This window comes from Herbidospora yilanensis (genome assembly GCF_001570565.1).
GTDB lineage: Bacteria > Actinomycetota > Actinomycetes > Streptosporangiales > Streptosporangiaceae > Herbidospora > Herbidospora yilanensis.
The window spans coordinates 173,884-185,249 of the sequence record NZ_BBXE01000024.1; the positions used below are offsets into that span (position 1 = coordinate 173,884).

10 protein-coding genes are annotated in these 11,366 nt (G+C 71.1%); 6 read left to right on the forward strand and 4 right to left on the reverse strand.

Going from position 1 to position 11,366, the window contains the following annotated elements; translation table 11 throughout:
• Positions 1 to 15: 15 nt before the first annotated feature.
• A complete protein-coding gene (locus AW273_RS19200; protein WP_062349706.1) occupies positions 16 to 3,075 on the reverse strand; it encodes a glycoside hydrolase family 48 protein in 3,060 nt (1,019 codons plus the stop codon).
• A 216-nt stretch (positions 3,076 to 3,291) separates the two neighbouring features.
• Here AW273_RS19200 and AW273_RS19205 point away from each other — a divergent pair, with 216 nt between their 5' ends.
• Genes AW273_RS19205 through AW273_RS19215 form a run of 3 tightly spaced genes read left to right on the forward strand, consistent with a single transcriptional unit; the run spans position 3,292 to position 6,158 of the window.
• Positions 3,292 to 4,038, forward strand: coding sequence for an NUDIX hydrolase (locus tag AW273_RS19205; RefSeq protein WP_062349707.1), 747 nt, complete (start codon positions 3,292 to 3,294; stop codon positions 4,036 to 4,038).
• A gap of 42 nt (positions 4,039 to 4,080) precedes the next feature.
• Complete coding sequence (locus AW273_RS19210) at positions 4,081 to 4,911, forward strand: hypothetical protein (protein WP_062349708.1); 831 nt, start codon at positions 4,081 to 4,083, stop codon at positions 4,909 to 4,911.
• 17 nt (positions 4,912 to 4,928) lie between these two features.
• On the forward strand, positions 4,929 to 6,158 hold the full coding sequence (locus tag AW273_RS19215; protein WP_062349709.1) for an adenylosuccinate synthetase: 1,230 nt from the start codon (positions 4,929 to 4,931) through the stop codon (positions 6,156 to 6,158).
• Here the strand turns inward: AW273_RS19215 and AW273_RS19220 are convergent.
• Together AW273_RS19220 and AW273_RS19225 are read right to left on the reverse strand one after the other, a co-directional pair.
• On the reverse strand, positions 6,155 to 8,035 hold the full coding sequence (locus AW273_RS19220) for a S41 family peptidase (protein ID WP_062349710.1): 1,881 nt from the start codon (positions 8,033 to 8,035) through the stop codon (positions 6,155 to 6,157). The two genes, AW273_RS19215 and AW273_RS19220, sit on opposite strands and share 4 nt — an antisense overlap.
• Before the next feature lie 83 nt (positions 8,036 to 8,118).
• Complete coding sequence (locus AW273_RS19225; protein ID WP_062349711.1) at positions 8,119 to 8,727, reverse strand: TetR/AcrR family transcriptional regulator; 609 nt, start codon at positions 8,725 to 8,727, stop codon at positions 8,119 to 8,121.
• A gap of 86 nt (positions 8,728 to 8,813) precedes the next feature.
• Between AW273_RS19225 and AW273_RS19230 the strand changes: the two genes are divergently transcribed.
• Both AW273_RS19230 and AW273_RS19235 read left to right on the forward strand, forming a co-directional pair.
• Positions 8,814 to 9,656 (forward strand): SDR family NAD(P)-dependent oxidoreductase, encoded by an 843-nt coding sequence (locus tag AW273_RS19230; RefSeq protein ID WP_062349712.1) that lies wholly within the window; start codon positions 8,814 to 8,816, stop codon positions 9,654 to 9,656.
• 26 nt (positions 9,657 to 9,682) lie between these two features.
• Positions 9,683 to 10,114: a hypothetical protein gene (locus tag AW273_RS19235; protein ID WP_157555937.1), complete on the forward strand. Its 432-nt coding sequence runs from the start codon at positions 9,683 to 9,685 to the stop codon at positions 10,112 to 10,114.
• Here the strand turns inward: AW273_RS19235 and AW273_RS19240 are convergent.
• Positions 10,083 to 10,727, reverse strand: a complete 645-nt coding sequence (locus AW273_RS19240; RefSeq protein ID WP_062349799.1) for an endonuclease V — start codon at positions 10,725 to 10,727, stop codon at positions 10,083 to 10,085. The two genes, AW273_RS19235 and AW273_RS19240, sit on opposite strands and share 32 nt — an antisense overlap.
• Positions 10,728 to 10,756: 29 nt before the next feature.
• Between AW273_RS19240 and AW273_RS19245 the strand changes: the two genes are divergently transcribed.
• Positions 10,757 to 11,338 (forward strand): TetR/AcrR family transcriptional regulator, encoded by a 582-nt coding sequence (locus AW273_RS19245; protein WP_062349714.1) that lies wholly within the window; start codon positions 10,757 to 10,759, stop codon positions 11,336 to 11,338.
• Positions 11,339 to 11,366: the final 28 nt, after the last annotated feature.

Sequence of the window (11,366 nt, forward strand, 5' to 3'; positions counted from 1 at the left end):
ACTCACTTCAGATCGTCAGCCCGCCGGGAACAGCGTGCCGTAGTCGGCGAAGGCCATGGCGATGTCCGCCTGGGCCCAGAACCGGTGGTAGGTGAAGGTCGGCACGGCGCCGCCGTCCAGGTAGGCCTGGACCTTGGGCCATTCGGGGTCCTGCAGGTAGAAGGACCGGATGCCGAGGAACGACTTGCCCGGGACGATCGTGTCGCCGTTGGGCATCACGCCGCTGTAGCCCGAGGGGATGTAGACCCCCTGGCCGGTCGAGGCGTTGTAGACGTCGTCGAAGCGGTTGTAGTCGGCGCGCGGCTCGGGGATCGCGATGCCCTTGCTGGTCTTCGACAGCGCGAGGCGGTCGATCAGGCCCTTGGCCGTGGCCTTGGCCTGGTTGCCCAGGGTCGAGCCGTTCTCCTTGGCCGCGTACCAGATCAGCGTTCTGGCCAGCGAGGCCGCGACGCCGACGTCGGTGCCGGTGTTGCGGATCGTGACGTGCAGGCCGGGGTTGTCGGCCGGCGTGCAGGTCGAGCAGTTGAAGCTGGCCGACGGGGCGCCCGACCAGTCCATCTCGTTCGGGATGGCGAAGGTCGCGCCGCTGCCCAGGGTGGTGTTGGAGATGGCCCACGGCACCCACTTGTCGAGCACCGACTTGGCCGTGGTGTTGCCGGTCACGTAGTAGAGCTCCGCCAGGCGCTGCATGCCCCAGGCCTGGAAGCCGAACCACTGGTTGGAGGGCGGGTCGTGGTAGACGGGGTCGACGTCGTAGGTCTGGCCGAAGAACTGCGGCAGGTTGCTCGGCCGGGAGGCGTAGGCGCCGTCCCACGAGTTGGTCGCGCCACCGGCGATGCCGCCCTCGGCCGACTGGAGCCACTTGTAGAACTGCACCTGGCGGGTGAGCGAGGTGTTCCAGTCGGTCGCGGCCGTCGGCGACTGCGGGCGCAGCGCGGTCGGGCCCGACGGGCTGAGCACCCAGGCCGCCAGCGGGTTCTGGTAGCCGCCGTGGTTGTGGCTGGAGCCGATCCGCCACGCCCACGTGCCGTCCATGGCGCCGCCCCAGGCGAAGTACCAGCTCAGCAGGTAGGCCGAGCTGCTCTTGCCGGAGCCGGCGGTGCACGTCGGGGACGCGCAGCCGGGGTTCTTGAAGTACTTGTCGTACATCGCGTAGCGCAGGTAGTCGCCGAGCTTGGCGGCCTTGGTGATGGTGGCCGCGATCTGCGACTGGTTGCCCTGCTCGGTCGCCCACTGGAGCGCCCAGTAGGCGGCCTGGACGGCGCGGGCGTCGGCGTCGGGCGCGTTGGTGTAGCGCCACTGCGGAGCCGCGGTGCCCTGGATGAACAGCGGCTGGTAGCCGCCGCCGGTCTGGCCGTAGCGCTGGGTCTCGCACGAGGGGTGCGGGATGGTCTCCCAGACCGACTCCTGCGGGCCGCGCTGGTAGGTGTTGATGTAGGTGACGCGCTTGGTGTTGTCGCCGCACTCGCTCAGGCTGCTGCCGCGGCCGGTGCCGTAGCCGTAGACGTCGTCGACGTCGATCAGCCAGTGCATGGCGTACATGGTGCGGTTGCCGTAGGTCGACTGGAGCTCGGCGGCCAGCGGGTCCTGACCCGCGACGACGCTCGTCGAGAGCGGCGACGGGTACTGGTTCGGCTGGTTGAACTCGGGCGCGTAGTCGGCCGGGTCGCTGGGGTTGTACGCCGTCTGCCCGCCCGGCTGCCCGGCCGCCGACGGGATGATGTACTGCTCCATCAGCGCCCACGAGGCGTTGAACGGCGCCCAGTTGCCGGTGATGCGGCCGTACTGCGCCTCCAGCCAGATCAGGTAGGAGAACGCCTCCGACGTGGTCTCGTGCCCGTGGTCGGGCGCCTCGACGAGCAGCGTCTCCACCGAGTGGTAGGGGATGCCCTCGGGCGACAGGTAGCCCGAGGCGCTCGCCTTGAGCTTGTTGTACTGCGTCTGGAACTCGGTGATGTACGCGTTGGTCGTGCTCTCGTCGTCGGCCTCGGTCGCCGTGACCGCCACCGAGGTCAGGCCGGTGGACGCCACGGTGAAGGTGCGCGAGCCGTTGGCGCTGTCGGCGTCCTGCGCCGCGCTCAGCGTCACGTTCTGGACGGTCGCGTAGTTCGACGGGGTGAACGTCAGCGACGCGCCGCCGGTCACGGTCAGGTCGCCGTCACCCGATCCGGCCGAGGTGGTCACGGTGACGTTCGAGGTCGGCGCGATGGCCAGCCGTACGCCGAAGATGGCGGTGTTGCCCTCGGGGACCGTCAGCGCGGTCGGCGAGACGACCAGCGACTGGGTGGTGCCCGGGTCGTCGTCGGCCTCGTTCGCGGTGACGTTCACGCCGGCCAGGCCGCTGGAGGCGACCGTGATCGTGCGCGAGCCGTTGACGCTGTCGGCGTCCTGCGCGGCGGCCAGCGTCACGTTCTGCGGGGTGGCCCAGTTCGACGAGGTGAACGTCAGGCTGGCGCCCGAGCTCACGGTGAGGTTGGTGTCACCCGAACCGGCCGTCGAGGTCACCGTGACGTTCGAGGTGGGCTGCGCCTGGAGCCGGACCGAGTAGGTGGCGGTGCCGCCCTCGGGCACGCTCACCGTGGTCGGCGTCACCAGGAGCGCCTGCGGGGTGGGCGAGGGGGAGGGGGACGGCGACGGGTTCGGGCCGTTGCAGACCGTCCCGTTCAGCGAGAACGAGGTCGGGTTGGTGTTGGTGCCGCTGTACTGGCCGTTGAAGCCGATGCCGACGTTCGCACCGGAGGCCAGGTTCTGCGCCCACGACGGCGCGACGACGGTCACGTTCGCGCCCGACTGCGACCAGGTGCCGTTCCAGCCCTGCTGCACGGTCTGGTTGCCCGGCCACGTGTAGGTCAGCCGCCACGGGCTGACCGGGTCGCCGAGGTTCTGGATCGAGATGTTGGCGCCGAAGCCGGAGCCGTTGTCCCACTGCTTGGCGTAGGTCACCTGGCACGCGATGGCGGCGTTGGCGGGGAGGGTGGGGAACGTGGCGAGCGCGACGGCCGCCGCCACTGCGGCGAACACGGCCGTGGCGCGGAACCGCCACGACCGCGGCCGGGGTCTGGGTGGGGGTCTCATGAGCAGGTCGTCTCCAGGGCGGGGGGGTGGGCGGCTCTCAATGTGGGCGCGTTTCCGCCCGGCGTACAGAGTGTTTCGGGAACGTGACGAGGCGGGGTCTGCCGACGTGGGGCGGCGTACGGAGTGTGGTGAAACGTTCAGGAACACGGCTTGTGCGCACCGGGACACAGGGTTATGCTCAACATTAGAAATACTCAGTTTGAGAAAGACGGTGCGATGGAAGAGGCGGAATGGCTGAACACCTATGAGCCGCGTGACTACCCGCCTGTGGGTGTGACGGTCGACCTCGTCATCCTGACGATCCGCGACAAGGAGCTCCACGTCCTGCTCGTCGAACGCGGCGAGCCGCCGTTCAAGGGCGAGTGGGCGCTCCCGGGCGGGTTCGTCCAGCCTGACGAGGACCTGCACGAGGCCGCCGCCCGCGAGCTGAAGGAGGAGACAGGCCTTCGGCAGACCGACCTCGACCGCGTCTACCTGGAGCAGTTGAAGACCTTCGGCAAGCCCGGCCGCGACCCGCGCCCCCTGCGCGTGTTCACCGTGGCCTACCTGGCCTTCGCGCCCCAGGTGCCCGAGCCCGTCGCCGGAACCGACGCCGAGAACGCCGCGTGGATGTCCCTGGCTGCCACCAGGAACATGAAGCTCGCCTTCGACCACGCCGCGATCCTGGCCGAGGGCGTCGAACGGGCCCGCAACAAGCTGGAGTACAGCTCGCTCGCCACCTCGTTCGTCGGGCCGGAGTTCACCATCTCCGAACTGCGCAACGTCTACGAGGTCGTGTGGGGCGAGCAGCTCCACCCCGGCAACTTCCACCGGAAGGTGATGTCGGTCGACGGCTACGTCGAGGAGACCGGCCGCACCACCGAGCGCGGGGGAGAACGTGGGGGCCCCCGCGCCCGGCTCTACCGGTGGGGCGGCGCGACCCAGCTCCATCCGGCGCTGCTGCGCCCGTCCGAGACGACCTGAAGCCACCGAACACTCGAAGCCACCGATGAGGAGTCACCGCACATGGGATGGGGCCACTGGTCCGACGATGAATTCCAGGCCGCGCAGACCTACCGCGAGCAGCGCGGCCTGGCCGCCTTCGGACACTCCGAGGCGATGCGCGACCGCCCCCGCCACACCTGGCGGGTGCACCAGGCGCTCGACCCCTACAACGTGAAGGTCAGGGAGGCGCGCGACTCCCAGGAACACCCCGAGAGCGTCGCCGTCGCCGTCTTCTTCGACGTCACCGGCTCGATGCAGCGGGTCCCGCGCGAGTTACAGGTCCGCCTGCCGAGCCTGCTCTCCACGGTCACCGCGCTGGTCCCCGACGCCCAGATCCTCTTCGGCGCCGTCGGCGACGCGACGTGCGACCGCGCGCCCCTCCAGATCGGCCAGTTCGAGTCCGACAACCGCATGGACGAGGACCTGCGCCGCATCCTCCTGGAGGGCGGCGGGGGCGGCGGCATGCGGGAGAGCTACGAACTGGCGCTCTACTTCCTGGCCCGGCACACCGCGCTCGACTGCCACGAGAAGCGCGGCGTGAAGGGCGTCGCCTTCGTCATCGGCGACGAGATGCCCTACCCCTCGGTGTCCGGCCACGAGGTGGCCGCGCTGTTCGGCGAGTCCATGGTCAAGGACGTCCGCACCGAGACCGTCGTCAAGGAGGCCTCCCGCACCTGGGACATCAACGTGATCATCCCGGGCGGCACCTCCCACGCGGGCGACCAGCAGGTCAGCGGCCTGTGGCGCACGCTACTCGGCGACCGCGTGATCGAGCTCGACGACGTCTCGTCGATCTGCGACACGATCGCGCTCACCGTGGTCGACCGCGTCATGTCCCAGAAGGCCCACTAGCGAGAGTGGAGGCCACCATGGAAGACCACGTGATCGTCGCCGACCTCGGATACGGCGACGCGGGCAAGGGCACCGTCGTCGACTACCTGTGCTCCCGGCACGCCGACATCAGGGCCGTCGTCCGCTACAACGGCGGCGGCCAGGCCGGCCACAACGTCGTCACCCCCGACGGCCGCCACCACACCTTCGCCCAGTTCGGCGCGGGCACCTTCTGGGGTGTGCCGACCTTCCTGTCGCGATACATGATGGTCGACCCGATGCGGCTGGCCAGCGAGGCCAACCACCTGCGCTGGCTCGGCGTGCACCGGCCGTTCGACCTGCTGACCGTCGACCCGGAGGCGCTGGTCACCACGCCGTTCCACAAGCGCGTCAACCAGTTCCGGGAACGTTCCCGGGGCGAGCGCCGCCACGGGTCGTGCGGCATGGGCGTCGGCGAGACGGCGTCCTACGCGATCGACAACCCCGGATCGGCGATCCGGGTCGCCGACTGCGGCAACCCCCGGGCGCTGCGCCCGCTGCTGCGGCGGCTGCGCGACTGGGCCTCCGCCGAGATCGGCCGGCCGATCAGGATGCCCTCGGTCGACGACGTGGCCGAGGCCTACCGCCAGTTCGCCGCGACCGTGCACACCGGCCGGCTGCCCTCGGGCGGGCCGCTCGTCTTCGAGGGCGCGCAGGGCGTGCTCCTCGACGAGTGGTACGGCTTCCACCCCTACACGACCTGGTCCACGACCACGTTCACCAACGCCTTCGAGCTGCTCGGGGAGGCCGGCCTGGACGACGCGAAGCGGCTGGGCGTGGTCCGGACGTACATGACCCGGCACGGCAACGGCCCGTTCGTGACCGAAGACCCCACCCTCCATCTGCCCGAACGCCACAACATGACCGGCGAGTGGCAGGGCCCGTTCCGCACCGGCCACCTCGACCTCGTCGCGCTCCGCTACGCAGCCCGCGTCTGCGGCGGCGTCGACGAGATCGCGCTCACCCACCTCGACGTGGCCGAGGAGCACCCCGAGCTCAAGGTCTGCCGCGAGTACGCCGACGGCCTGACCCTGGTGCCCGGCGGTGGCCTGGAGCTGCGCGCGCAGGTGTCCGAACGCCTGCTCACCGCCCGCCCGGTCCTGTCCCAGGCGCCCGACTCGTGGGCGGGGCTCGTCGCCCAGGAACTCGACGCCCCGGTCACGATCAGGTCCAGCGGGCCGACCTGGCTCGACAAGAAGGTCCGCCGGTCGGCCGCGGCCCGCCGCTAACCCGCCTCGGGGAAGACCGTGGCGACCGCCACGAGTTCCCCGCCGAGGAATCCCTCGGCCCTGACCCGATCGCCGGCGCCCGGCAGGGTGAGGCCGCCGGCCCCGGGGGTGACGTCGACTGAGCCACGGGGGCGTCCGTCGACGTACACGTCGACCCGGTCGAGGCCGAGGGTGTCGAAGTGGGTGACGAGCGCGTCGTCGCCCGGGACGACGCTCACCTTCAGCCGCCGCCTCGGCAGCCGCGCCAGCTCGCGCCCGGCCGTCTCCATCAGGTCGGGGTTGCCCTCCAGCAGGTCGGCGACGGTGAGCCGGTGGCGTACCGACGGCACGACGCCGAGGTCCTCCAGCGGGGTCCCGGCCGATTCGCCCACCCGCAGGGTGCGCCTGATCGCGACGCTGATCGCGGCGCCGGCGGGAAGCGGCTCGTAGGGGCTGCCGGGCACGTCGCGCAGGTCGTGGAGCAGGTCGGCCTGGCCGACCACGTTGGCGCCGCCCGCGCCGGTGTTGTCGTCGACGCCGATGATCGTGCCGATGGCGTGGTCGGCGAACCCGGCGGCGAAGATGTCCGACGTCGAGTAGCAGCGCGCGTCGGTGATCAGCACGACCGGGCCGTGGTAGAACTGCCCGAACGTGTTGACGAGCTCCTCGGAGCTGAGCGGGAAGGCGTCGGAGTAGACCGCGCCCGTCTCGACCGACAACTCCAGTGACCTCCGCCAGCGGGCGTAGCCGGGAGTGTGCGCTGCCAGCAGCAGGTTCAGCGGCGAACTGACCATCTGGGCGGGTTCGGGCTGGACGCGGCGGTGGGTGAGGAACTGGAGCAGGATCTCCCCGGCCAGGATGTGGCCGCCGGGGTTGCTCCGGATGTCGATGATCAGCCCGTCTTCCGGCAGCGACGTGATGATCTGCGCGAACGCCTCGACGTGCGCCTGCAGCGCGGCGGTGAATCTCGCCTGCGAGGTGAACTCGCCCAGGCTGAAGCCGGTGATGCGGACGTGCCCGAACGTCCCGGACGTCGTCTCGACGGCCCGCCAGAGGAAGATGCCGGTCGCGGTGTAGTTCGACGGGCCCGCGCCCTCGAACAGGAAGCTCCTGATCGAGGCGAGCTGCTCGCCCTCGATGTCGACGCCGCGCGGCGCGTCGCCGCCGACCGGGGCGGCCGGGACGGTCCGGCGCAGCACCAGCCACGGCATCCGCAGTTCTTGGGGCTTGCCGTCGAGGTCGACGTACGAGACGACGACCCACTCCTCGTCGGGCGGCAGGTGCCCGGCGAGCGCCCGCTGGGTCAGCGATTCGAGCCCGCGCGCGTGCCGGGCGGCCAGGTTGCCGCCCGCGTAACGTTCGCCGTTGACGTCGGCGGCCCGGCCGATGGGCACCCCGTTCCAGTGGGTGACCGTGACGCCGACCTTGAGCTCGCCGCCCACCGGCAGCAGGCCGGCGTTGACCTGCGTGACGACGTAGCGGTCGCCGGCCTGCTCGACGAGGAACGGCAGGAACGCCGCCGCGTCCGCGAACGGCTTCGGGAGCCGGTAGCCGGTGTGCAGGTCGCGGACCGAGTGGAAGATCGACTGGAGCTGGAAGTGGAAGGCCCACTCGGGGTCGGGCGTCTCCTGGCGGCTGAGCCGCGCCTGGAGCAGCCGCAGCCGCTGGACGGGGTTGACGCCGTGCATGGCCACCTTGAGCGGCAGGTGCGCGAAGTTCTGCTCCAGCACCAGCAGCGCCTGGCGGACGATGAGCCGCCGCTGGTCGAGGGTGAGCGTCCCGGCCGTGGCGAGGAAGTCGGCGAGCGTGCCGGGGACGATCGTCCAGACGGGCTGCGGGACGGCGGCCTCGGGCCGGGGATCCGAGGCGGCGGCGGTCAAGACGGCCCTTGCGTCCATGTCGGGCTCCTGGTGGCCTTCGGGGGAATGCCGGAAGTCCACCATGGCCGCGCGGAACGGTCCGGGGGAGAGTAGGGGGCTACTCAGCGACCCCTCCGGAGCCCGTTGAGGGCGGTCTCGACCACGGCGTCGGCGAACTCGGCCGTGAGCGGCCCCTCGCGGTGGAGCCACCGGTTCTTCAGCGGCCCCCAGAGCAGGTCGACGGCCACGTCGAGGTCGACGCCGGAGCCGAGCTGCCCGGCCTCCTGGGCGCGGCGCAGCCGGCGGCGCTTCAGCTCCCTCATTGGTTCGTCGAGGCGCTCGGCGAAGTCGGCGGCCAGGGCCGGGTCGAGGAGGATCTCGATCGCGAGGGCGCGCATGGGCTCGCTGTAGCGGGGCTCGTTGAGTTCGGCGACGGTGGCGCGGAGCACCGTCTTCAGGTCGGCTTCGAGGTCGCCGGTGTCGGGCAGGTCGGCGGGCCGGTCGCCCTGGCCCTCGGCGAGCATCAGCAGCGCGTCGAACAGCACCGCCCCCTTCGAGGGCCACCACCGGTAGATCGTCTGCTTGCCCGCCCCGGCCCTGGCGGCGATGGCCTCGATGTTCAGCCGGGCGTAGCCGACCTCTCCGGCCAGATCGAGTGCGGCGGTGAGGATCGCCCGGCGGGCGGCCTCGTTGCGCCGGGCCGCGTCGGGCGCCTTTCGCTGCGTCGTCATGGGAGAAGTGTAGACGAGACGGATCGTCTCGCGTTACTGTCTTGGCAAGCCGAGACGGATCGTCTCGCAAATGACAGGGGACCGTGATGACCGTTGATCGCGTGTGGTTCGTCACCGGGGCGAGCCGGGGCCTCGGCCGGGCCTTCGCCCAGGCCGCGCTCGCCGCGGGCGACCGCGTCGTCGGGGTGGCCCGCACCCTCGCGCCGCTGGAGGAACTGGCCGCCGAGCACGGCGACCGCTTCCTCGCGCTGCCCCTCGACGTCACCGACCGGGCGGCCGTCCGGGCCACCGTCGACGAGGCGGTGCGGCGTATGGGCCGTCTCGACGTCGTCGTCAACAACGCCGGCTACCTCGCCATGGGCATGCTGGAGGAGTTCGGCGAGGCCGAGGCCCGCGCCCAGATGGAGACGAACTTCTTCGGGCCCCTCTGGGTCGGCCAGGCCGTGCTGCCGCACCTGCGCGACCAGGGGAGCGGCCACATCCTGCAAATCTCCAGCATCGGCGCGCTCGGCGGCTTCCCCCTCACGGGGATGTACAGCGCCAGCAAGTTCGCCCTCGAAGGGATGAGCGAGGCGCTGGCGGCGGAGGCCGAGGGCTTCGGCGTCAAGGTCACCATCGTCGAGCCCGGCGGATACTGGACCGGCCTCTACACCACCGGGCTCGTCACGACCGAGCCGATGGACGTCTACGCGCCGCTGCGGGCCGAACTGGAGAAGCGCTTCGCCGAAGGATCCGTCGACAGCCTGCCGGAGCTCGCGGCCGAAGCCGTCATGAGACTCGTGGCCGACGAGAACCCGCCGCTGCGCCTGCTGCTGGGCAGCGCCGTCTACGACATCGCCTTCGACCTCTCCCGGAAGAAGACGGAGACCTGGGCGGCCTGGGAGGAGGTCAGCCGCGCCGCGGAGAAGGCCGTTCCGGCGCCCGAATGACCGCCGTTTTCTGCTAGGCATGCGGCATGCAGCGATTGACGCCTCTCATCGGCGAATGGGCCGTCACGACCGCGCTCGCCGACGGCCGGGTGCTCGGCCGGGTCCGGTCGACGTTCACCTGGCTCGACGACCGGTTCGTCGTCCAGCACACTGACGTCTTCCCCGGCGACCAGGGCATGCCCGAGTTGTTCCCCGCCGTCTGCGTCTACGGCCTCGACGACGACGCCGGGCGGTTCACCCAGCTCTACTCCGACGGGCGGGGCGTGCACCGCGTCTACCAGTGCAGCCTGGACGACGGCGTCTGGCGGATGTGGCGCGACCAGCCGGGGTTCGCGCAGCGTTTCACCGCCACCGTCGGGGCCGACGTCATCGACGGCGGCTGGGAGCTGGCCCTGGAGGAGGGCGGGTGGAAGCCCGACCTGTCGGTCAGGTACGAGAGAGCCGGTCGGCCAGCCTGATCGGCTCGGGCAGCCGGAACTCCGGGGTCAGCCGCAGCACCTGGGCGCACGCGTTGGCGAGGCTCATGCGGTGTCCCTGTGACACGTACACCGGCTTCACCCCGGTCCGGGTGCGCAGGGCGCGGCCGACCGTCTCGCCGTCGAGGACGATCGGCGTCCACGAGCCGCGCTCGGCGGCGGGGGGCTCGTGCGTGCCCACGAACGCCGTCTTGGCCACCCCGATCGCCGGCAGTCCCGTCAGCACGCCCAGATGGCAGGCCAGCCCGAACCGGCGGGGGTGCGCCACCCCGTAGCCGTCGCAGACCAGCAGGCCGGGGGTGACCGACAGGCGGGAGAGCGCCGTCAGCAGGGGCGGGATCTCGCGGAACGCGAACAGCCCCGGCACGTAAGGGAACCGGGCCCTCTCCCGCGCCACCGCCTGGTCGACGACGTTGAGCGAGGAGTCGAGCACGACGACGGCTCCGGTCACCGTGTCGTCGGCCGCGTAGCCCACGTCGAGACCGGCCGTGAAGCCGATCTCCGCGGGCCCTTCCGAGGCCAGGTCGGCGAGCGGGCGGAGCCGCGACTGGATCTCCGTCGCCTCGGCGACGGTGGCCGGTTCGTCCCAGGTCATCCCCACCAGGCCCACCGTAGACTGCCGGAATGACACGAGCGGGAGGTACGCGTGCCGCGCTGCTCGACGCAGCGCTCGCGGTGTTCAACGAGCGTACCTATGGCGACACCCCGGTGGCCGTGGTGGCCGATCGGGCGGGGGTGTCGGTGGGCACCCTCTATCGATATTTCCCCAGCAAGGAGGCGCTGGGGAACGCCGTCTACCGGCTCTGGAAGCAGCGGCTGGCCGAGCGGCTCGCGGCGGAGCGGTCGGCCGGCGCGTCCTACGAGAGCACGTTCGCGGCCATGTTCCGCACGTTCGTCGGGTTCGCGGCCGACCACCCGGAGGCGTTCGCGTTCCTCGAACTCCAGCAGCACGAGAGCTACCTCGACGTCGACAGCCGGACCGCCTCGACCTCCATCGACCAGACGGCGGTCGACTTCGTCGTCCAGGGGCAGCGGGCGGGAGAGATCCGGGCCGGTGACCCTCGGATGCTGGTCGCGCTCGTCTACGGCGCCCTGGTCGGTCTGGTGAAGGCGCGGCGCGCGGGGCTGCGGCTGACCGATGAGGATCTGGCGGCGGCGCGGGCGGCCACGTGGGCGCTGCTTGACGTACGATCCCAAGCGGAGTGAACATTCACTCCGCATAACGGCCGAAGGG